This window comes from Rudaea sp. 3F27F6, from assembly GCF_005503555.1.
Classification (GTDB): domain Bacteria; phylum Pseudomonadota; class Gammaproteobacteria; order Xanthomonadales; family Rhodanobacteraceae; genus Rudaea.
In genome coordinates this window covers 73,308-98,182 of record NZ_SCNG01000008.1, presented here as the reverse complement: position 1 = coordinate 98,182, position 24,875 = coordinate 73,308, and the positions used below count along the sequence as shown (strand labels likewise).

Annotated in this window: 3 protein-coding genes; all 3 read left to right on the top strand. The window is 63.0% G+C overall.

Annotated features, from left to right (window positions below; genetic code table 11):
- Positions 1–2: 2 nt before the first annotated feature.
- Genes FFS30_RS22660 through FFS30_RS22650 form a run of 3 tightly spaced genes read left to right on the top strand, consistent with a single transcriptional unit; the run spans position 3 to position 24,854 of the window.
- On the top strand, positions 3–6,488 hold the full coding sequence (locus FFS30_RS22660) for a non-ribosomal peptide synthetase (RefSeq protein WP_137915481.1): 6,486 nt from the start codon (positions 3–5) through the stop codon (positions 6,486–6,488).
- Between the two features lie 4 nt (positions 6,489–6,492).
- Entirely contained in the window at positions 6,493–24,072 is a 17,580-nt protein-coding gene (locus FFS30_RS22655; RefSeq protein WP_137915480.1) for a non-ribosomal peptide synthase/polyketide synthase, read from the top strand.
- Positions 24,072–24,854, top strand: coding sequence for an alpha/beta fold hydrolase (locus tag FFS30_RS22650; protein WP_137915479.1), 783 nt, complete (start codon positions 24,072–24,074; stop codon positions 24,852–24,854). The genes FFS30_RS22655 and FFS30_RS22650 overlap by 1 nt, the downstream gene beginning before the upstream one ends.
- Positions 24,855–24,875: the final 21 nt, after the last annotated feature.

The window sequence follows — 24,875 nt, the reverse complement described above, 5'->3', positions numbered from 1 at the left end:
CAATGAACGCCGCCGTCGCCCCGGAATTCCCGCTGACGCTGACTCAGCGTGACATCTATTTCGATCAGATCTGTCACCCCGGCGCGCCTATCTACAACATCGGCGGCTACCTGAAGCTGAGCGCGGTTAACGCGGCCCGAGTGCAGCACGCGCACGCGATGCTGGTTCGTGCGCACGATGCGTTCGGAATTCGCATCGTCTCTTCGGAGAATGGCACCCATCAGCGCATCGTGGGCGAAGACGAGCGCACGCTCGAGCTGCCCATCATCGATCTGTCGGATCAGCCCACGCCTGCCGAAGCAGCCGGGGAGAAAGTCACTCGCCTGTTCGAAGCGCGGATGCCCTTCGAAGATACGGAGTTGTTCGAGGCGTTGCTTCTCAAGCTGAGTGAGTCTGAATACTGGTACGTGGTCATCGCGCATCACCTGATGTGCGACGGCTGGGGATTCATCAATCTGGCGCATGCGCTGGCGGCTCACTACAAGCAAGGGGCGCAGGATCAAAGCGTCTTGTGCTGGCGTGACATCGTGGCGAGTGACGAGAGTTACCAGGCCAGCGAACGGTATGCGCGTGACCGCGACTACTGGCGCGGTGAGCTCAAAGCCTTGCCGGAGCGGCTCCTGTCCCCGCGCACCAGCGCCGGCACCGCGCAGATGGTCCTCAGCAGCGTGCGTCATGTCGTAACCCTCGGCGCGGAAGAGCTGGGTCGCTTGCGGCAAGCGGCGACGGATATCGGCGTCGGCGTCCCGCACGTGCTGCTGACCGTCCTGGCGTCGAGCATGGGACTCGCTCACGATCAGTCGGATCTGGTGGTCGGATTGCCCATTCACAATCGGCGTGGGGAAGCGCAAAAGAAAGCCATCAGCGTCTTCACCAGCGTCAGCCCGATGCGTTTGTCGGTGAATTCGGGTCAGCGCTTTTCGGAGGTAGCCCGGCACGTCGCCGAAAAACAGAAGGCGAACTTCCGTCATCAGAGATATCCCATCGGCGACATCGTCCGCGAGCTCGGTCTTTCCGGAGGAGCGCAGAAGATTTACGACATCGGATTCAGCTATCTGAATTTCGAAGACGATGTCGAGTTCGACGGAAACCTGTCCAAGCTGGTCTACGTCAGCCATAACCACGAAAGCACGCCCTTGTTGGTGACGGCGTGGGAATGCGGTAGTTCGATCGAGATCAAGCTCGACTGCAACCGGGCCTATTTCTCCGAGTCGGACGCGAGGCTTCTCGGCAGCCGACTGGTTCATTTGTTGAACCTGGTGACGTCGAATCCCGACAAGGCGCTCGCGTTGCCCGACGTTCTTCCCGAGGAAGAACGCGCGATGCTGCTGACCACGTTCAATTCGACGGCGAGCGAATATCCAAAAGACTCGCTTATTTGCGAGTTGTTCGAACTGCAGGCCGCGGCGCGGCCGCAGGCCGTCGCGGTGGTCTTCGAGTCGCAATCACTCAGCTATGCCGAGCTCAACGAGCGCGCGAACCGGCTGGCGCACTACTTGGTTGCGCAGGGCGTGCGACCCGATGACCGCGTGGCCATCTGCGTCGAACGTGGTCTGGACATGATCGTCGGGCTGTTGGGCATATTGAAGTCCGGGGCCGGCTACGTTCCGCTCGATCCGGCCCATCCTCGCGAGCGACTGGCCTTCATGCTCGCCGACAGCGCGCCCAAGGTCCTGCTGACGCAGCGGGCACTACACGATCGCGTGCGCAGCGACGCTTTGCCCACCTTGATGCTGGATGGAGCACCCGAAGAGCTCGAAGCATACTCCACGCAAAATCCGGCGGCCCGGGGCCTCGGGGTTACGTCGCGGCATCTCGCGTACGTGATCTACACATCGGGCTCCACCGGGCAACCGAAAGGCGTGATGGTCGAGCACGCGTCGGTCATCAACTTGTGGGCAAGCATGGAAAAGACGATTTTCCACGACCTGCCATCGAACGCGCGAGTCGCGCAAAACGCGCCCATCACTTTCGACGTCTCCGTACAAGGCTTGGTCCAGCTCTTGTCCGGGCGAACGGTCGTCGTCATTCCTCAAACCGCGCGCCTCGATGCGAATCTGTTCTTGCGCTACGCGCGTCAGCACCGCATCGAAGCATTCGATTGCACGCCGATGCAGCTCGATACCCTGCTCAAAGCCGGGCTTCTCGAGGAGGGCGACGATACCGCCTTGAAATTGGTGGTCGTCGCCGGCGAAGCCATCAATGGCGCTATGTGGAAAACATTGCGGGCGTCGCGGTCGATTCGCTTCATCAACGCATACGGTCCGACGGAAGCCACGGTCTATGCCACCGAGTGCGCTCTGCCCGAGGCAGGTGAATCGCCGATCATCGGCCGCCCGATCGCAAACACCCGGATCTACATCCTGGATGGCAAAGGTGATCCGCTGCCGCTGGGGTCGATCGGAGAGCTCCATATCGGCGGCGGGGGCGTTGCGCGCGGGTATCTCAATCGCGAGCAGTTGACGCGAGAACGCTTCCTGAAGGATCCGTTCGTCGGCGAGACGGGCGCGCGCATGTACAGGACCGGCGACCTCGCGCGCTGGCTGCCGGACGGAAACATCGAATACCTGGGACGCAACGATTTCCAGGTCAAGATCCATGGATTCCGCATCGAGCTCGGTGAAATCGAATCGCGCCTGGCGGCGTGCCCCGGTGTGAGCGAAGTCGCGGTACTGACGCGCGAAGACGTGCCGGGCGACAAGCGGCTGGTGGCCTATCTAGTGGCCGGCGAGGGCGCCAGCCTGTCGGTCGCGGACCTGCGTCAACAGCTGACTACGCGACTGCCCGAGTACATGGTGCCGAGCGCGTTCGTCGTGCTGGACGCCTTGCCGCAAACGCCCAACGGCAAGCTCGATCGCAAGGCATTGCCCGCGCCCGATGGATCCGCCGTGGTGCGTCGCGAGTACGAAGCGCCGCGGACGGAAGCCGAAGTGGTACTGGCGGAGATCTGGCAACCGCTGCTCGGCATCGAACGAGTCGGTCGCCACGATCACTTCTTCGAGCTCGGCGGACACTCGATGCTGGCGATGCGGCTGGCGGAGTTGCTGCGCGCGCGCGGGTTCAGAGCGGAAGCCAGAACCGTGTTCATGACTCCCTTGCTGCTCGACTGCGCCGCGGCGCTCGTTCCCATTTCCAGCTCGAGCGAGTCGTCCGACGTTCCGGCGAGCCGCATCCCGCTCGGCGCGCAGGTCATCCTGCCGGAGATGCTGCCGCTCGCGAATCTGGCGTTTCAGGACATCGAGGTCATTACCACCGCCATTCCCGAAGGCGCGGCCATCATCCAGGACATCTATCCACTGCTGCCTTTGCAGGAAGGCATGCTGTTCCATCACCTGATGCATGCGGAGCACGACGCGTACGTCTTGCGAACGGTCCTGGAGTTCGACCGCAGGGATCGACTGGATGATTTCCTGGCGGCGTTGAACCGCGTGATCGCGAGGCACGACGCTCTGCGTACTGTCGTGTTGTGGGAAGGACTATCCCAGCCCGTGCAGGTCGTGCTCCGGCAGGTCACGCTGGTCGCAACCGAAATGGCTGCGATGGACGCGCCGAGAGATCGGTCGGGTCGGATCGTGCCGCACCGGTTCCACTTGGATGTGCGGCATGCGCCGTTGATCGGCGCGCGTTTCCACCAGGAGCGCACGTCCGGCGCGTGGGTACTCGAGCTCGCGGCTCACCACATCGCCTGCGATCACGAATCTCTGGCGCTGATCATGGCGGAGGTGCAGAGCCTGATGAACGGCACGGAAGAACTCCTGCCAGCCAGCGTTCCGTTTCGGAACATCGTGGCGCATGTACGCAATACGCCGCTCGAGTTGCACGAGGTCTACTTTCGCCAGGCTCTGACGGATATCGAAGAACCCACTGCGCCGTTTGGCGTATTGAACCTCCGGGTGACAGGCTCGACGAGCACGACCGCGCAGTGTCGGGTTTCTCCAGCATGGTCCCAGCGCATCCGGGATTGCGCTCGCCGTCTCGGGGTTCCCTCATCGGCCTTGTTTCATACCGCCTGGGCGCTGGTGCTGGCGCGTTGCACCGGGCGCACTGACGTGGTTTTCGGAACCGTGCTGTCCGGTCGTCTGCAGGGCGATGCAGGTCTCGCGCACGCCATAGGCTTGCTGATCAACACATTGCCGGTGCGTATTTCGTTGGCGCGGCTCCCGGTCAGGAATGCGGTGCTGAAATGCCAGGACCAACTGGCATCGTTGTTAGCCCACGAACGGGCTCCGCTGAGTCTGGCTTTGCAGTGCAGTGGCGTGCCGTCCCCTTTGCCGTTGTTCACGTCGCTGCTGAACTATCGGCACAGCGCGCCGCAGGAACATGGTGAATCGCTGCCGCTGACGGTCGCGGGCGTGCGGGTGTTGCGCACGGAAGAGTCGGCCAACTATCCCGTCGCGGTGCAAGTGGATGACTACGGCGATGAATTCACGCTGGGCGCGATTTGCGCTGAGGGACTGGACGCGGAACGCATCACTGGCTATTTCCGTTCCGCGATCGAGAACGTGGCCCGTGCGCTGGAAGACGAGAACAGCGAAGACGCTCTGACCTTGGACATCCTGCCTCCGGGTGAGCGACAGCAACTGCTCGCGGACTTCAACGATGCCACCTCCGACTACATACGAACCGCGCTCGTGCACGAGCTGTTCGAGGCGCAGGTTCGCACGCGCCCCGAATCCGTGGCGCTGGTGCATCGAGGTGAAGTGCTGGACTACGCCACGCTCAATGCGCGCGCGAACCAGTTGGCGCACTACCTGGGGTCGCTGGGTGTGAAGCCCGACGACCGGGTCGCTGTATGCTTCGGGCAGGGCGTGGACATGGTGATCAGCCTGCTGGCCGTGCTGAAGGCTGGTGGCTGCTATGTGCCGCTGGACCCTAACTATCCGCAGGATCGCATCCGGCACATGCTGTCCGACAGCGCTCCTGTGGCGTTGCTGACGCAACTTTCGCTGACGGAGCGAGTGGGCACGCATGCGCTGCCGACGCTGGTGTTGGACGCGCCGTCCGATCGCGAGGCTCTGAAGTCGCAGCCCGCGCACGATCCGGTCAAGTCTCCCGACCTGAATGACTCCCACTTGGCGTATGTCATCTACACCTCGGGCTCGACCGGTGAGCCCAAGGGCGTGATGGTCGAGCACCACAGCGTGGTGCGCCTGGTCACCTCGCGAGACTACGTGCAGCTCGACAGCAACACGGTCATGGCGCAAGCATCCAATACTTCATTCGATGCGGTGACCTTCGAAATCTGGGGCGCTTTGCTCAATGGTGGTCGTCTGGTCGTGGTCGAGAAAGACACGCTCGTGCATGCCGAGCGGCTGGCGGCGCAAATTCACCAAGACAGCATCAATGTGATGTTCATTACGGCCGCGCTCTTCAATCATCACGCGCAGAGCAAAGCGGATTGTTTCGCGGCGTTGGGAACGATGCTGTTTGGTGGTGACGTTGCATCCCCGCGCGCGGTTGCCAACGTCGTCGAGCAGGGCATGCCAGGACGGCTGCTGAATGGCTATGGCCCTACCGAAACCACAACGTTTTGTGCCTGGTATTCGGTGACGTCTGAAGGGTTCGTCAACGCCACTACCGTGCCAATCGGCCGAGGTATTGCGGACACCCGTCTTTATGTGTTGACGCCCACCCTGCAGCCGGTTCCGGTCGGCGTTACAGGCGAACTTTTCGTGGCGGGTGGCGGTGTGGCGCGGGGCTACCTCAACCGTGACGAACTCAGCGCCGAGCGTTTTTTGAAGGATCCATTCGCCAATGAAGTGGGCGCGCGCATGTACAAAACCGGCGACCTGGTGCGTTGGTTGCCGGACGGCTCATTGGAGTTCCTGGGTCGTCGCGACTCCCAAATCAAACTGCGCGGTTTCCGGATCGAACTGGGCGAAATCGAAGCCAAGCTGGCAGCGCACCCGAGTGTGCGCGAAGCGCTGGTGCTGCTGCGTGAGGATGTCCCTGGCGACAAGCGCCTTGTGGCGTATCTGACCTGTCATGACGAGACCGTCTGTTCCGCCGCGCAGTTGCGGGCGCATCTCGCCTTGCACTTGCCGGACTACATGCTGCCGAGCGCGTTCGTCGTGCTCGATGCCTTTCCGTTGACGCCCAACGGCAAGCTCGATCGCAAGGCGTTGCCGGCGCCGGAAGGCGACTCCTTTGCAGGCATCGAATACGAGCCGCCCGAAGGTCACATCGAGGAAGCGCTGGCGGAAATCTGGCGAGAGCTGCTGCGCATTCCACGCGTTAGCCGCCGCGACAATTTCAGCGCACTCGGTGGTCACTCGCTTCTGGCGATCACCTTGTCGGTTCGCATCCTGGAGAAATTCCAGATCCGGCTGCCGTTGGAGGCGCTGTTCGGCGCCGCGAGCCTGATGTCCATGAGCGAGTTGATCGTCAACGCGCAAGCAAACCTGTTTAGCGAAAAAGAGGTCGAAGAAATGCAGGCCGAGTTCGCCTCCATGTCTGACAAAGACCTTCTCGCCTACCTCGAGGATTGAAGTCGTGTCCGCCCAACTACCCACGCGCGAAGGACTGCTGCGAGCAGCGCTACGGAAAAAAATCGAGAGAGAGGCGGGCACGCGCGGCGGTGGAAACGCGCGCAATGTTATTCCCCGGGTGGATCGCAATCGCCCGTTGCCGTTGTCCTTTGCCCAGCAACGCTTGTGGTTCATCGCGCAACTCGATTCCGCGGCGAGCGGGGCGTATCACATTCCGGCGGCGCTGCGTTTGACCGGACGGCTGGATCGCGCGGCGTTGCGCGCTGCGCTCGATCGATTGATGGCACGTCAGGAAGGTCTGCGTACGCGCTTCGTCCTGCTCGACGGAGTACCACACCAGGTGATCGCGCCGGACGGGGTCGGCTTTGCCCTGATCGAAACCAACTTGACGCATCTCGCAGAGGACCTGCGCGAGCAAGCGGTGAAGGCGGAGTGTGTCGAAGAGTCGCGTGCCTCGTTCGATCTCGCGGCAGGACCTCTGATCCGTGGACGCTTGCTGCGGTTGGCGGAAGACGAGCACGTGCTGCTCGTCACCCAACACCATCTCATCAGTGACGGTTGGTCGATCGGTGTGTTGGTGCGGGAAGTGGTCGCGCTGTATGGAGCCTTCAGCCAGGGCGCGTCGGATTCACTGCCTGCATTGGAAATCCAGTACGCCGACTACGCCGCCTGGCAGCGTGATTGGCTGAAGGGTGAGGAGCTGCAGCGTCAGCTCGAGTTCTGGCGCGAGCATTTGACCGGTGCACCGGCGTTGCTCACACTCCCGGTCGATCGTGCGCGCCCCGCGATGCCTAGCTATTCCGGCGCGCAGGTACCGATCCGGATTTCGAAGGAACTCAGTGCCCGCGTGCGCTCGTTGGCGCAGCGCCATGGTGTCACCGACTTCATGATGCTGCTGGCGACGTGGTCGGTACTGATGGCGAGGTTGAGCGATCAGAACGAGGTGGTCATCGGCACGCCCGTGGCGAATCGCCAGCGACGGGAAGTGGAAGGCCTCATCGGATTCTTCGTCAACACGCTGGCACTGCGCGTGCGGCTGGAAGGCAATCCGAGCGTGCGTGAGTTGCTGGCACAGGTGAAGGGCACCGCGCTCGCGGCGTTCGGGCATCAGGAGCTGCCCTTCGATCAGGTCGTCGAAGCGGTGCAACCAGCACGCAGCCTGAGCTACAGCCCGCTGTTCCAGTCCGTGTTCATCTTCGACAAGGTGGCGGTGGAACGCACGATGACGTTGCCGGGCGTGAACCTAACCCCGTTGGACGTGCCGCGCGCATCCGCGCATTTCGACGTGTCCCTCGCGCTAAGCGATGGCGAAGAGGGCTATTCGGGCGAGATCGAGTACGCCAGCGACCTGTTCGAGCGCGCGACGGTGGAACGCTTCGCCGGTCATTTCGTCACCCTGATCGAGGGCATGGTCGCGAGCGATGACGCCCACGTGGCGGCGCTGCCGCTGCTCACCGCGGAGCAGGAACGGCAACTGCTCGTGGACTTCAACGATACCGCGCTGGTCCTCCCGGATGACGCGTTCGTCCATGAACAATTCGAGGCCCAAGTCGCGGCACGGCCGGATGCGATCGCGGCGACGTACGAAAACCAGTCGCTAAGCTACGCCGAACTCAACGCGCGTGCGAACCGGCTGGCGCATTACCTGATTTCGCAGGGCGTGGGCCCGGATGTGTGCGTGGCGATCTGCCTCGAACGATCGCTGGACATGATGGTGGGAATTCTCGGGGTGCTGAAGGCGGGCGGCGTCTACGTGCCGCTGGACCCGACCTATCCGCGCGAACGGCTCGCATACGTGCTGGCGGACAGCGCGCCGAAGATGCTGCTGATTCAGCAAGCAGTACGGGAGCGACTGCCGTCCCATTCGATACCGACCCTGGCCTTGGATGCCGCGGAAGGCGAACTGGCCGCCCAGCCGACGACGAACCCGGATGCCCGGCGCCGAGGGCTCGCGCCAGGACACCTTATATATTTGATCTATACATCGGGTTCGACCGGCATGCCTAAGGGCGTCGCGGCCCTGCACCAGGGCGTGCTCAATTACTTTCACCACGCGTTGCAGCACTACCTGCCGGAAGGCACGGCGGGTGCCGTGGTGACCACGCCATTCAATTTCGATTCGTCCATCACCACGTTGATCACGCCGCTCCTGTGCGGCAAGCAACTGGTGCTGCTGCCGGATGAAAACCATCACTGCCTGACGCAGCTGCATGAGTACTGCCGGCAGTCCACTCCCTGGTTGTTCAGCATCGCGCCCGCGCACCTCGAGGCGCTGGTCGAGATGACTTCCGAATCGCCTAGCCTGACCCCGCATGTATTGGCGATGGGCGGCGAACTGCTGACCTGGAGAGGGCTGCAGAAATTCCGCGAGCGCGTTCTACCCAACGCCATCGTCTTCAACGAATACGGCCCGACGGAGACGTCGGTCGCGTGCACGATGTTCGACTGCAACAAGGGGCGGGCCGCCTCGAACGGCGACGGCGTGCCGATTGGCCGTCCGATCGCGAACATGAAGGCGTACGTGTTGAACAGCCAGCGCGTTCTCACGCCGATCGGCGTCCCCGGAGAGCTGTACGCTGCGGGTGTGGGCATCGCGCGTGGCTTCCTCAACCGTCCGGAGTTGACTGCCGAGCGCTTCCTCGAAGATCCGTTCTCGGATGTTCCGGGTGCGCGCATGTACAAGACCGGCGACATCGTGCGCTGGCTGCCGGACGGCAACCTCGAGTTCGTCAGTCGCAACGATTTCCAGGTGAAGATCCGCGGTTTCCGCGTGGAGCTGGGCGAGATCGAAGCCACGCTGGCGAAGTGCGCGGGTGTCGGCGAAGCCGCCGTGCTGGCGAGCGAGGACGCCCAGGGCAACAAGCGTCTCATTGCCTATTTATCGGCCAAGGCCGGCGCGATCCTGTCGGCATCGAACTTGCGCGAGGAGTTGGCCGCGCAATTGCCGGACTACATGGTGCCGAGCGCGTTCGTCGTGCTCGACGCGTTCCCTCTGACACCCAACGGCAAACTGGATCGCCACGCTTTGCCCGCTCCCGAAGACAACGCGCTGGTGCGCCGGCAATTCGAAGCCCCGCGAGGCGAGATCGAGGAAGTCCTCGCGGCCATCTGGCAAAAGCTGCTCGGTGCCGAAGCAGTGGGGCGTCACGATCACTTCTTCCAGATGGGTGGGCATTCGCTGCTCACCGTGCAGCTGGCGTTCCTTATCGAGGATCGACTGGGCTTCGAAGTGCCACTACGCGAGTTGTTTGAGCACGCGGAACTGGACGTGATGGCGCAGCACATCGCGGGGAAGGGAGGGCAGTCCTCACTACCGCCGCTCACGCCCGCGCCGCGCGATGGTCGGCCACTGCCGCTGTCGTTCGCCCAGCAACGCCTGTGGTTCATCGCGCAGATGGATCCGGTGGCGAGTGCCGCCTATCACATGCCAGCGGCACTGCGCCTGACGGGCAAGCTCGATCGAAGCGTGCTGCAGGCCGCGCTCGACCGCATGATGGCGCGACAGGAAGGACTGCGCGTGCGCTTCGTCACCGTGGACGGAGTGCCGCACCAGGTGATGGCGCCGGCGGATGTCGGTTTCGCCCTGACCGAAAAAGATCTGAGTCATCTCGCGCACGCGGAGCGTGAACGAACCGTCGCGGCGGAAGCCGCCGATTCGGCGAGCGCGCCATTCGATCTGGCGACGGGCCCGCTCATCCGCGGACGCCTGTTGCGTCTGTCGCAGGAGGAACACGTCCTCCTGTTCTCCCAGCATCACCTCGTCAGCGACGGCTGGTCGGTGGGCGTGATGGTGCGTGAAGTGGCGACGCTGTATGCCGCGTTCAGCACGGGCAAGGCGGACCCGCTGCCGGCGCTGGAATTTCAATACGCCGATTACGCGGCATGGCAGCGCCAGTGGTTGCAGGGCGAGGAACTCGAGCGACAGATCGATTTCTGGCGCGGACATCTGCGCGGCGCGCCGCCGTTGCTCGCGCTGCCGACCGATCGTGCACGTCCGTCGATGCCTGGCTACCAGGGTGGTATGGTGCGGGTGGACATCTCGCCGGAGCTCACCGCCCGCCTGCGGGCATTGTCACAGCGTCAGGGAGTGACGCTGTTCATGACGTTGATGGCGGGGTGGTCGGTGTTGCTGGCGCGACTGAGCGGCCAACAGGATGTGGTCATCGGCACTCCGGTGGCCAACCGTCAGCGCCGCGAAATGGAGAGCGTGATCGGATTCTTCGTCAACACGCTCGCACTGCGCGTGCGCCTGGACGACAACCCGAGCGTTCGCGACTTGCTGGCACAGGTGAAGGCGAGCGCCCTCGCGGCATTCAGTCACCAGGAACTTCCGTTCGATCAGGTCGTGGAAGCGTTGCACCCGGTGCGCAGCCTGAGCTACAGCCCGCTGTTCCAGGCCATGCTCGCGATGGACAACACGCCGGACAGCGAGCTTGCCTTGCAAGGCGGTTTGGCGTTGCCCGGTCTGACGTTGACTCCCCTCGCGGCGCCGCACACCACGGCGCATTTCGACTTGTCGTTGTTGCTGAGCGATGACAACACGGGGCTCACCGGCGAGCTGGAGTACGCCTGCGACTTGTTCGATCGCGCAACCGTCGAGCGCTTCGCGGCGCATTTCCTGACGTTGCTCGAGGGCATGACGGCGAACGATGCCACACGTGTCGCCACGCTGCCGCTGCTGACGCAAGCGGAGCAACGTCGCGTGCTCGTGGATTTCAATGACGTCCCGGCGGAAAAGCCGAGCGACTCGTTCATCCACGAGCAATTCGAAGCCTGCGTCGCCGCCAACCCGGATGTCACCGCGGTAGTCTTCGAGTCGCAATCACTCAGCTATGCCGAGCTCAACGAGCGCGCGAACCGGCTGGCGCACTACTTGGTTGGGCAAGGCGTGCGACCCGATGACCGCGTGGCCATCTGCGTCGAACGTAGTCTGGACATGATCGTCGGGTTGTTGGGCATATTGAAGTCCGGGGCCGGCTACGTTCCGCTCGATCCGGCCCATCCTCCCGAGCGACTGGCCTTCATGCTCGCCGACAGTGCGCCCAAGGTCCTGCTGACGCAGCGGGCACTACACGATCGCGTGCGCAGCGATGCTTTGCCCACCTTGATGCTGGATGGAGCACCCGAAGAGCTCGAAGCATACTCCACGCAAAATCCGGCGGCCCGGGGCTTCGGGGTTACGTCGCGGCATCTCGCGTACGTGATCTACACATCGGGCTCCACCGGGCAACCGAAAGGCGTGATGGTCGAGCACGCGTCGGTCATCAACTTGTGGGCAAGCATGGAAAAGACGATTTTCCACGACCTGCCATCGAACGCGCGGGTCGCACAAAACGCGCCCATCACTTTCGACGTCTCCGTACAGGGCTTGGTCCAGCTCTTGTCCGGACGAACGGTCGTCGTCATTCCTCAAGCCGCGCGCCTCGATGCGAATCTGTTCTTGCGCTACATCCGTCAGCACCGCATCGAAGCATTCGATTGCACGCCGATGCAGCTCGATACCCTGCTCAAAGCTGGGCTTCTCGAGGAGGGCGACGATACCGCCTTGAAATTGGTGGTGGTCGCCGGCGAAGCCATCAACGGCGCGATGTGGAAAACATTGCGGGCGTCGCGGTCGATTCGCTTCATCAACGCATACGGTCCGACGGAAGCCACGGTCTATGCCACCGAGTGCGCTCTGCCCGAGGCAGGTGAAGCGCCGATCATCGGTCGCCCGATCGCAAACACGAAGATGTACATCCTGGACCAGCAGGGCGCTCCGGTGCCCATCGGCGTCACGGGAGAACTCTACATTGGCGGTGTCGGTGTAGCGCGTGGCTATCTGAATCGCGCGGAATTGACCGCGGCGCGTTTCCTGAAGGATCCGTTTTCGGATGTGTCGGCCGCGCGCATGTACAAGACCGGGGACCTCGCGCGCTGGCTGCCGGACGGAAACATCGAATACCTGGGACGCAACGATTTTCAGGTCAAGATCCGCGGCTTTCGCATCGAACTGGGCGAGATCGAAGCCAAGCTCGCTGCGTGCGCCGGTGTGCGCGAAGTCGCGGTGCTGGCGCGCGAAGACGTGCCGGGTGACAAGCGGTTGGTGGCCTATTTCACGCCAGTCGCCGGCGCGCACGTGTCCACGGAAGTTCTGCGGTCGGAGCTGAGAACGCAGTTGCCGGACTACATGGTGCCCGGCGCGTTCGTGATGCTCGATGCCTTCGCTTTGACCTCGAATGGCAAGCTGGATCGCAAGGCGCTGCCGATGCCGGACAGCGATGCTCTGGATCGACGTGAATACGAAGCGCCGCACACCAGCGACGAAGTCGCGATGGCGGAAATCTGGCAGCAACTGCTGGGGGTTGTGCGCGTCGGTCGTCACGACAACTTCTTCGAGCTGGGAGGCCACTCACTGCTGGCGGCCCGGGTCGTTGCCGAGTTGCGTTCCAAGACGGGTGCCGAACTGGCGCTGCGGTCGATCTTCGAGCATCCCACGATCCGCGAGCTGGCTGCCGCCATCGAGCGGGCGCCGCGCGGCACCTTGCAGAGCGTGGTGCCGACGCCGCGCGACGGGGGCCCCTTGCCGCTGTCGTTCGCGCAGCGACGCTTGTGGGTCATCGATCAATTGGATCGAGGCAATGACGAGTTTCGCAGCCAGTACAACATTCCCATGGCGTTGCGTCTGCTCGGCGCGCTGGATCGGAACGCGCTGACGCAGGCATTGAGCGCGGTCGTCGCGCGACACGAAATTCTCCGCACGGTCTACGCCAACGATGCGAATGGCGAAGGCGTGCAGATCATCGAGGCAGCGCGCCCGCTTGAAATCGGTGTGATCGAGTTGACCCAGCTCGCGCGCGAAGAGCAAGAGCAACGTTTGCACGAGCTGGCCCTCGCGGATGGCGGGAAGGTCTTCGATCTGTCTCGCGACCCGATGCTCAGAGCGACCCTGGTTCGCTTCGACGAGAGCCATCACGTGCTCTTGCTGAATCTGCATCACATCGCGGGTGACGGTTGGTCGCTGGCGGTGCTCGCGCGCGAGTTCATGACGCTCTATGCCGCGCATAGCGGGGCCGCTTCGTCGACGTTACCGGCATTGCCCGTCCAGTACGCGGATTTCGCGCAATGGCAGCGGCAGCAACTCAGCGGCGACAACGTGCAGCGAATGCTGGCGTATTGGACGCGGCAGCTCGCCGGCCTGCCGGTGGTGCACAGTTTTCCGCTCGACAAGAAGCGACCCGAGAAACAAAGCGTGGCGGGGGCGCTGGTCAGTCAATCGCTCGACAAAAATCTCAGCGAAAGTTTGCTGGGGCTCAGTCGTCGCCAAGACTGCACGCTCTTCATGCTCATGCAGGCGGCGTTCTCGGTACTGCTGGGGCGCTACAGCGGCGAGTCGGACATCGTCATCGGCACTCCCGTCGCGAATCGGCCAGGCGCCGAGCTCGCGCCCATGATCGGCTTCTTCCTGAACACACTGGTGTTGCGCAACGACCTGTCCGGCAATCCCGGGTTCACGGCGTTGCTCGCGCGCGTCAGGGAAATGGTGCTGGGCGCATACGAACACCAGCATCTCCCGTTCGAGATGCTGGTGGACGCGCTGCGCCCCGAACGAACGATCAGCCACACGCCGTTGTTCCAGGTCATGTTCACGGTCCAGAACAATGACGCTGTCGAGTTGGCGCTGCCGGATCTGAGCGTGCGGACACTCGACTACGACCGTGGCATCGCGAAATACGATCTCAGCCTGAGCGTGGCAGAACACGAGAACGGCCTGCGGATCGATTGGGAGTACTGCACGGATCTGTTCGAACGCGAAACGATCCTGCGCCTGTCGGAGAACTTCGAGGTGTTGCTGCAGGCAATCGCCGCGGCGCCGGAGACACCGATTGACGAACTCGCCTTGCTGGGCGCCGCCGAGCGCCGGACCCTGCTGCGAACCTGGAACGACAGCGCCTGCGATTATCCGTGCGCGCAACTCGTGCATGAAGCATTCGAGTTGCAAGTGCGGCGCACGCCCGACGCGCCTGCCGTGAGTAGTGAGACCGGCGGCCTGAGCTACCGTGAGCTCGACGAGCGCGCCAATCAGCTGGCGCAGTACCTGCGCGATCGCGGCCAGCAGGCGGAGGACCGAATTGGAGTGTGCATCGAGCGTTCGCCGGAAATGCTCGTTGCGTTGCTGGCCACACTCAAGGCCGGCGCCGCGTACGTGCCGCTCGATCCTGGCTATCCGCTCGAACGCCTACACTATATGCTGCACGATTCGGGCGCTTCGTGGCTGCTCACGCAGAGCGACGTCGTGCCGATGTTCTCCGTTCCAGCGCAATGCCAGACGTTGTGCCTGGACGACCCGGCTCTCTGGGCCAATCTGTCGGCACTGCCGGCCAGCGAAGCTCCCGCGGTGCCCACACTCGGCCCGGCGAATCTGGCCTATCTGATCTACACCTCGGGCTCCACCGGCAAGCCGAAGGGAGTCATGATCGAACACCGCAACGTGATCAATTTCTTCACGGGGCTCGATCAGCGTCTGGGGGTGTCTGCCGCTGCGCAGACGTGGCTGGCAGTCACCAGCATCAGTTTCGATATTTCGGTACTCGAGTTGTTCTGGACACTGTCGCGTGGCCACCATGTGGTGTTGCAGGCGGAACGTCCGATGCCGGTCGCGGAGATCGGCGAGATCGATTTCAGTTTGTTCTATTTCGCGGCCGAAGACAGTCGCGCCACCGACAAGTACCAACTGCTGCTGGATGGAGCGCGGTTTACCGACAGCCACGGTCTCGCCGGCGTGTGGGTGCCCGAGCGGCATTTCGCCAACTTCGGTGATCCCTTCCCGAATCCGTCGATCGCCGCCGCCGCTATCGCCGCGGTCACCCGCAATGTTCCGATCCGCTCCGGCAGCGTCGTGCTGCCGCTGCACGATCCGATCCGGGTCGCGGAAGAGTGGTCGATGGTCGACAACATTTCCGGCGGTCGCGTGGAGCTCTCCATCGCTTCGGGATGGCACCCCAATGATTTCGTCTTCGCTCCGCAGAACTACGCGAAACGCTACGAGGTGATGAAAGAAGGAATCGACACTTTGTGTCGCTTCTGGCGCGGAGAGGGCATCGAGCGCACCAACGGCGTCGGAAAGCCGGTGACGGTGCATCTGCATCCGAAGCCGATCCAGGCCGCATTGCCGATCTGGATCACGGCGGGCGGCAGTCCGGAAACTTTCCGCTATGCCGGTTCCATCGGCGCCAATGTGTTGACGCACATGCTGGGGCAAAGCGAAGAAGCGCTCAGCGAGAAGATCAGGATCTATCGGCAGGCACGCGCGGACGCAGGCTTCGACGCGGGCCGCATCGCGCTGATGCTGCATACCTTCGTCGGAGAAGATGCCGAGTCGGTCAAGCGGGTCGTCGAGCAGCCGCTGAAGAATTACTTCCGCCAGTCATTGGATTTGCTCAAGCCTTTGGCGGAACAGGCAGGTCTCGATGTCCGCACCGATGTCGATGAGCTTCTGGCGCTGGGCTTTGAGCATCATTTCGCGCGCAGCGGATTGTTCGGCACCGTCGAATCCTGTTGCCGACGGGCGCAAGAACTCCGACGGCTGGGCATCGATGAAGTCGCGTGCCTGATTGATTTCGGTGTCGAGCATACCAACGTCGTCGCGCATCTGCCGCTGTTGAAGCGGATGCAGTCGAGCCTGCGCCAACATAGCGCGCAGCAGCGCTTGCTGGCGAAGCGACTGAAGAAATCGGCTTCGCCGTTCGAGTTGATTCAGCGGCATCGCGTCACCCATATGCAATGCACGCCTTCCTATGCGCGCGAACTCGTCATCGACGAAGGCGGGCGGCAGGCGCTCGGTGGGTTGCGGCAATTGCTGGTTGGCGGCGAAGCTCTGCCCACCGAGCTCGCGAACGCGCTCGAGGCCGTGGTGCCGGGCCAGATCTTCAACATGTACGGCCCGACCGAGACCACAATCTGGTCGTCCGTCGCGGAAGTTTCGGGCGGAGATGTGCACCTGGGCGAGCCGCTGGCGAATACCCAGCTCTACGTCGTCAACGGTCGACAGCAGCTCACGCCGACGGGCGCGGTCGGCGAATTGCTGATCGCCGGCGACGGCGTGGCGCGTGGCTACTTCGAGCGCGAAGCGTTGACCCAGGAACGATTCCTCGCCAATCCATTCGCGGGCGAAATGCCGGAACACGGTGGACGCGTTTACCGGACGGGAGATTCAGTGCGTCGCTCGGCCGATGGTCGATTGCACTACGTGGGGCGCATCGACCATCAGGTGAAGATCCGCGGTCATCGCATCGAGCTGGGCGAGATCGAGAGCACGTTGTCTTCGCATGCGGCAATCGCACAGGTCGTGGTGATCGCGCGCGGCGAGCCCAAACAACTGATTGCGTATGTCGTGCTGAAGGCATCGATCACATCGGATGTGCTGAAGGCGTACCTGCGACAGCATCTGCCGGAAATCATGGTGCCATCCGCCATCGTGACGCTGGCCGCGTTGCCACTGACGCCCAACGGGAAAATCGATCGCAAGGCGCTGCCGGATCCCGAGATGGATGGCGCGCTGCTGGCCGACTACGTCGCGCCACAAAGCCTGCTGGAAGAGGAACTGTGCGCGATCTGGCAATCCGTGCTGGGCCTGGATCGAGTGGGCGTCACGGACAATTTCTTCAGCCTCGGTGGAGACTCGATCCTCGCGATTCGCCTGATCGCTCGCTGCACGTCGCAAGGCATCCTGGTGACCGTCCAGCAATTGATCCAGCACCAGACTATTCGTGAACTGGCGCCGCACGCGCGGCAGGGCCAGGGAGTCATTCAATCGCAGAAAGCGGTCACGGGTGTCCAGAAGTTGTTGCCGATCCAGCGCTGGTTCCTGGGCAGTGATGACGCCATCGATCGCCATCATTACAACCAGTCAGTGCTCCTGAAGGTGACGGATTCGCTGAACGAGGAGCAGTTGGCCTCGTGGGTGACCGCGCTTTATCAGCGCCATGACGCCCTGCGCCTGCGCTTCACGCAGCGGGACGGCGTCTGGCACGGCGAGTATCGCGATTTCGATTCGGCGATGGTGCGGGCATCGATCGCATTCGAGGATTTGCGAGGCGTGAGCGAGGCGGAGTGGCGCGCGGAAATCGCGCGCATCGGCGAGCGCATGCAGGCCAGCTTGTCACTGAGCGATGGGCCGTTGTTCCGGGCGGTGATGTTCGAGGGGGGGGCCGGATTCCGTCGCCTGTTGTTGATCGCGCATCACCTGATCATCGATGGTATTTCCTGGCGTGTGCTGCTGTCGGATTTGGAGCAGGGTTATCGGCAATTGCGCCAGGGACGCGGCGAGGTGGCGCTGGCGAAGAAGCGGTCCTCACTGCAGGAGTGGGGCAGCTTTCTCGAGCAGCACGCCCGGAGTGAAAGCGTCCGGAGCGAATTGGGCTATTGGCAGGAGCAGTTGGCGGGTTCGCCGCTGCCGGTCGCCGCCGCTGGAGCCGTCGACCAGAGCAATGCGGCGACGCGCGTCGTTTCGTTCGAGCTCGATGCGGAAGACACCGATGCGCTGTTGAAGGCCTGCCATCGCGCGTACCGCACGGAAACGCCAGAGCTGCTGTTGGCAGCCGTCCTGCGCGGGTTCCAGCGCTGGGGCGACGTGTCGACGCTGCTGTTCAGCGTGGAAGGTCATGGCCGCGAACCTTTGAGCAATGGCATTGATCACAGCGAGACGGTGGGTTGGCTGACCAGTCTGTACCCGCTCGCACTGCGGGCACCGACGACGTCGTCCGTGGGTGACCTCGTCATGCACGTCAAGGAACAGGTGCGTGCCGTGCCCGCGAAAGGCATCGGTTACGGTTTGTTGCGGCATCTGGCGAGGGCGGATGCCTTGGCGCCATCGACGCCTCGCAACGACATCCTGTTCAACTACCTGGGGCAGTTCGATCAATCCGAGGCGGATGGCATCGCTTTCGCCACGGAATTTGCAGGGCATGCAGTGAGTCCGCGTCGCCGGCGTGAGCACGCTGCGGAGATTACGGCGTTGATCAGCACCGGCCGCCTGTCGTTCGCCATGGGCTTCAATGGCCTGGAGCACGACACCGCGCACATGCAGGTGTTGGTGGATGAGATCCGGTCGGCGTTGCTGGAGATCATCGCGCACTGTCGCGAAACGCGGGACGTTCACTACACGCCCAGCGATTTCCCGCTGGCGCAGGTCACGCTGCCGCAATTGCGGGAATGGCAGCGGACGTATCCGGATCTGCAGCAGCTCTACGCTTCCACGGCGATGCAACAGGGCCTGATCTTCCACGAGCTCGTCGCGGGCGGCGCTTACGTAACGCAGCTCGATCTGTCCCTGGTGGGAGTGCTCGACCAGGATGTCTTCCGCAGCGCCTGGCAACAGATCGTCGAGCGGCATGACATCTTCCGCACGATCTTCATTGGCGATCGGCTCGTCCAGTTGGTGCGCGCGCATGCGAGCGTGAACTGGCAGGCGTTCGATTGGCGCGACCTCGATGTCGAGCAGCAGACCGAAAATTTCCTGCAGTACTGTCGAGCGGACAAGAAGCAGGGCTTCGATCTCACCCAGGCGCCGTTGTTGCGCCTGGCGGCCATGCGCCTGACCGACACGCGTACCCGGCTGCTGGTTTCCTATCACCACGCGCTCATGGATGCCTGGTCGCAGATGGTGTTGTTCGATGAGCTGATGCGCGTCTATCAGGCTCTCTTGCAGAAGCGCGCGGCGGAGTTGCGCGCGCCCGTTCCGTATTCGACCTACGTCGCCTGGCTTGCGCGTCAGGAGCGCGCGGCTGCCTGGCAGTACTGGCAACAGCGTGTCGGCGACATCCGCAGCTCCACGGAGCTGGGTATCGCCGGCGTCTCCGACTCGACCATGGCGGAGTACGACGAGCAGCGCCTGAACTTCGGTGTCGAGCTGACGCGGCAATTGCAGGAATTCGCGAAGAGCAACCAAGTCACCATGCATGTCCTGATCCAGGGTGCCTGGGGCTATCTCGTCCATCGCTACAGCGGCCGCGACAGCATCCTGTTCGGGGAAACCATCTCGGGTCGTCCGGCGACCTTGCCGCAGGTCGAGCACATGGTCGGCTTGTTCATCAATACGCTGCCGGTGCGCATGGATTTCGCGGCGGATGTGGAGGTCGTGACGTGGTTGCAGAACCTGCATCGCGACAGCGTCGAGCGCGAGGCGTTCGCGTATCTGCCACTGCTGGAAATTCAGGGTTTGAGCCACCTTTCGCGTGGCCAGGCGCTTTTCGAAACACTGTTGGCCTTCAACAATCTGCCGGCGCCTGAAATGCCGGGCGCCGAGCAAGACCTGCGCGTCGAGGCGATGCAAGGTGACGAGCAGACTAACTACGGGCTCACGTTGAGCGCGCAGTTGCTGGACGAACTGTCCTTCCGCCTGACCTACCGCGCGGATCAATACGCGTCCGCGACGCTCGTCAACCTGCTCGGGCACTTCCGGGAGATTCTGAGCGGCATTGCCAACGCTCGAGGCAAGACCGTGTCGCAGTTGCCGATGTTGACGGGCATCGAGGAAGCGCAGGCAGGCGCGCGGCGCCTGACGAGTGCAACGCGCCCCGATGTCGCCGACGCGGATGGCGACACCGAGGCTTTGTTGGCGGGTCTTCACGAAAGGCCGGTGTACGTCCTGGACGCGAAGCTGCGTCACCTGCCGCTCGGCGTAACCGGTGAGCTGTATTCCAAGGAACCGGACGGCCGCCTCAATCGCACCGGGGAACTGGCGCGGTGGTTGGTTGATGGGCGCCTGGAGTTGCTCGGGCGAGTGCGCGACCGCGTGTGCATTCGCGGGCAAACCTTCGGACTGGCGCAGGTGCGCCGGCAGCTGAATGCCTGGCCAGGAATGCGCGAGACCTGCGTGCTCCGGAGCGGCGACGAAGACAGCGCACGTCTGGTCGCCTGGCTGGTGCCGGAGCACATGCCCGAACGCGAACTGGATGCGCTCCAGGTCCTGCGTCGGTATCTGCAGGACCATCTGCCGGACGCGATGGTGCCAGCCGGATTCAAGATGCTCCCGGCGTTGCCGCGGCTGCCGGATGGCCAGGTCGATGTCCAACGGTTGCCGGAGCCTCATTGGCTGGAGACGTTGGCATACGTGGCGCCAGAGACTCCGACCGAACGAGCGCTCGCTGCCATCTGGCAAGAATTGCTGGAGCGTCCCCGGATCGGCGCGCTGGACAGCTTCTTCGCGTTGGGTGGCAACTCGCTGACCGTTGTGCGGCTCGAGTTCGCCATCCAGGAAAAATTCGGCGTCCAGGTAACCCTGCGTGAGCTGTTCGAAAACGCCCAACTGCGCGCCCAGGCGCTCGTGATCGCGGCGAAAGAAAAGCAGATGCGGCAGCCGGCCATCGAGCTGTTGCCGCGCGACCAGTGGCCACTGCCCCTGTCATTCGCGCAGCAGCGCTTGTGGTTCATCGATCAAATGGATCACAGCAGCAGCGAATACAACATGCCGCTTGCGATCCGTCTGCACGGCCACCTGGATTTCGACGCGCTCCAGGCAACGCTGGACGCGATCGTTGGCCGGCACGAGATCTTGCGCACGAGCTATCAGCTCACCGAAAGCGGCGAGCCTTGCCAGTTCATCCATGAACCGGCCCCGGTGCACATCCATGTGCTGACGGCGGGTAGTTCGACCGAAGACCGGGTGTGTGCGCTGGTGGCGGCGGAGGCATTAAAGCCCTTCGATCTGCGCACGGGTCAGATGCTCCGCGCCAGCATCGTGAGGTTGAGCGACACGGAGCACGTGTTGCTGCTGACGATGCACCACATCGCTTCCGACGGCACGTCGATGGGCGTACTCATCGACGAGTTCGTTAAGCTCTACGGTGCATTCGCCCGCGGTGGTGAGAACCCGTTGCCGCCGCTCTCCGTGCAATACGCCGATTTCGCGCACTGGCAGCACGGCTGGCTGCAAGGTGAAACGCTCGAGCGGCAAGTCGCGTACTGGACGCGACAGTTGGCGGGCATTCCCTCCCTGCATAGCCTGCCGCTGGACAAGCCGCGACCGGCTTCGCAGAGCTTCGCCGGCGCAACGCATCGACGCCCGATCGACCAGGCGCTGAGCACGCAGTTGCAGGCGCTGAGTCAGGTGCATGGCACGACGTTGTTCATGACGTTGCAAGCGGCGTTTGCCTCACTGCTGGCGCGTTACGGCAACGAGACCGACATCCTCATCGGCACACCCATCGCCAACCGCGCGCATCCCGCGTTGGCGTCCGCCATCGGTTTGTTCGTCAACACGCTGGTCCTGCGCAACGAAGTGACGCTGGAGAAATCGTTCGCGGCATTGCTTGAGCAAACCCGGAAAGTCGCCCTGGACGCCTATGAACACCAGGATGTGCCTTTCGAAATGCTGGTGTCGGCTTTGCAGCCCGAACGAAGCCTGAGCCACAGCCCGGTGTTCCAGGTGATGTTCGCGTTGCAGGAGAACGTCGATGCCGAGCTCGCTCTGCCGGGATTGCGCGTCGAAACCGTGGACACCGGTTATCAGGTTGCCAAGTTCGATCTGAGCCTGACCATCGACACGACCGCGGATGGGCTGCTGAGCAGCTGGGAATACTGCGTCGATCTGTTCGAGCCCGACACGATCGCCCGTCTGGCGGAGAGCTTCGAACTGCTGCTGCGTGCGGTCGTGGCCCGGCCGGAACAGCCTTTGGGCCACGTGCCGCTGCTGACGGCGAAGCAACAGGAACTGATGTTGACGACGTGGTGCGGGCAGGTCCCGGCCCACGCGTCGGATCGTTGTGTCCACGAAGTGTTCGAAGAGCTGGTTCGCGCCCACCCGGACGCGCTGGCGGTGACCGATGGCCAGAAGTCCCTGACGTATGGCGAGCTGAACCAGCGCGCGAATCAATGGGCGCACCATCTGGCGGAGCAGGGAGTCGGCCCGGACGTACTCGTCGGCATCAGCGTCGAGCGTTCACTCGACGCCATCGTCGCCATCATGGCGGTGATGAAAGCCGGCGGCGGGTACGTGCCCCTGGATTCAAACTACCCATGGCAGCGCCTCGCCTTCATGCTGAAGGATTCGGGCGTGCGTTGCCTGCTGACGCAGAAGTTCATGGAAGAAAAGCTGCGCGACTCGGGCGCGCTGCTGCTGTTCCTGGATGCACCGCCCGAGGCCGTGACGCGGAGTTCGCGGGAGAATCCGCAGCCGCGCGCCCGCGGTCTCACTTCCAGCAACACCGCGTACATGATCTACACCTCCGGCTCGACGGGCGAGCCCAAAGGTGTGCTGATCACGCACGCCAATGTCGTCGTGTATTGCGAGGTGTCGCGACAGGACTACGGAGTGAACGCGGACGATCGGGTGCTGCAGTTCTCGACGCTGTCTTTCGACATGTTCATGGACGATTTCTGCAATTCGTTGCTCACGGGCGGCTGCCTCGTGCTGAGAAACGAGGAGCTCCTCGTGGGGCCCCGGGCTTTCTGCCAGTTCATGCGCGAGCATCGAATCTCCGTGGCGAGTCTATCTACTGCGTTCTGGCACCAGCTGTGCTACAGCCCGGCGGGACTGGAGGCATTGAACGAAAGCGATGTCCGCCTGCTGATCATCGGTGGCGAGGCGATGTCGAAGACCGCCGTGCGCCAATGGCAATCCGTCGTGTCACCCAGGGTGCGAGTGCTCAACACCTACGGTCCGACGGAGTGCACGGTCACCGCCAGTTTGTTCGATGTCCATCAATCCATGGATGGCTATCTGAACGTGCCCATCGGACACGCAACGCGGCACGTACGCGTGTACGTGTTGAATGCCAGCCGCCAGTTGGCGGCTATTGGCGAGGTGGGCGAACTGCATATCGGCGGACCCGGCGTCGGAGCGGGGTACTTCAACAGACCGGAGCTGACCGCCGAGCGCTTCATTCAGCACACGTTCCCGGATGGCGTCGCGGAGCGTCTGTACCGGACGGGAGACCTCGTGCGCTGGAGCCGGGATGGTGAACTGGAATACGTGGGCCGAATCGACCACCAGGTCAAGGTGCGTGGATTCCGAGTGGAAACGGGTGAAGTCGAGGCTGTGTTGCGTCGTCACGCCGCGGTGAAAGACGTCATCGTGATTGCTCGTGATGAGCCTGCCCAACTGGTGGCGTACGTCGTGGCGGACGAGCGGCCAGGGTTGGCGAGTGAATGGCGCGCCCACCTTCGCAGCCAGCTTCCCGAGTTCATGGTGCCGTCGGCGTTCGTCGTGCTGGATGTCATTCCGCTGTTGCCGAATGGAAAGCGGAATCTCAAGGCACTTCCGGCGGTCGGCGCCGCGCACGGCAGTGAGAACTACGTGGCGCCCGGCACTCCCACCGAGATCCGGATCTGCGCGGTCTGGCAAGAGCTGCTGAAACTGGATCGCGTCGGTATTCGCGACAACTTCTTCGAGTTGGGCGGTCATTCGCTGCTGGCGACGCGCATGGTTTCGGCGTTGCGTCAGCAGTTCAACATGGAAATCCCGTTGCGAGAGATCTTCAACCTGCAAACCGTATTCGAGCTGAGCGCATACATCGATGCGGAGAGCGAGTTGACGCGTGGTCTGGATGGCGCCAGCGGCAATTCGACCAACACACAATCGTCCGCCGGCGTCTGGGAGTTGTGATGCAGAGTCCGTGGTTCATGCGATTCAATCGCGATCCGCAGGCAAAGCTGCGCTTGTTCTGCTTTCCCTACGCCGGTGGCAGTGCCGGCGTGTTCAAACCATGGGGAAATGCGTTCGCGGGCGTCGATGTCGTAGCGGTGCAATTGCCTGGCCGCGGCAGCCGCGTCGCCGAGAAGCCGCTCGAGTCGATGGCCGAGATCGTCGCGCGGCTCATCGACGAGCTGCGTGGCTTCCGCGATTTGCCGTTTGTCTTTTTCGGGCACAGCTTCGGATCCCTGGTCTGCTTCGAGCTGGCCAGGGAGTTGCAGCGACGCGGCATCGATGGCTTGCGGCACATCATCCTCTCCGGCCGACGCGCTCCGCATTTGCCGCGCGTGCACCCGAACACCCACGATCTTCCGTACGACGAGTTCATCGAAGAGTTGCGCTCCATCAACGGCACGCCCGAAGAGATGCTCACCAACAAGGAATTGATGAGCCTGTTCGTGCCAATCCTGCGCGCCGACTTCAAGGTGAACGAGACCCACCAGTACCGCGCCGATATCAAGCTGAAATCGGCGGCCTCCATTTTCCGCGGGCGACTCGACACGGATGTTCCAGAGGCGGAGGTCCAGGCATGGCGTGCCAACTTCGAATCCGGGGACATCGAGTTCACGGAATTCTCCGGCGACCACTTCTTCATTCATTCGCAGCAGCAGCTGGTTCTCGAAAGAGTCGGCAAGATCCTCGGCGGTTTGCCGACCGGGCGTGTAGCCAGGGATCTTTGGGAAGCGGCTGGCTGACATGAACTCGTCCCTCGGCAA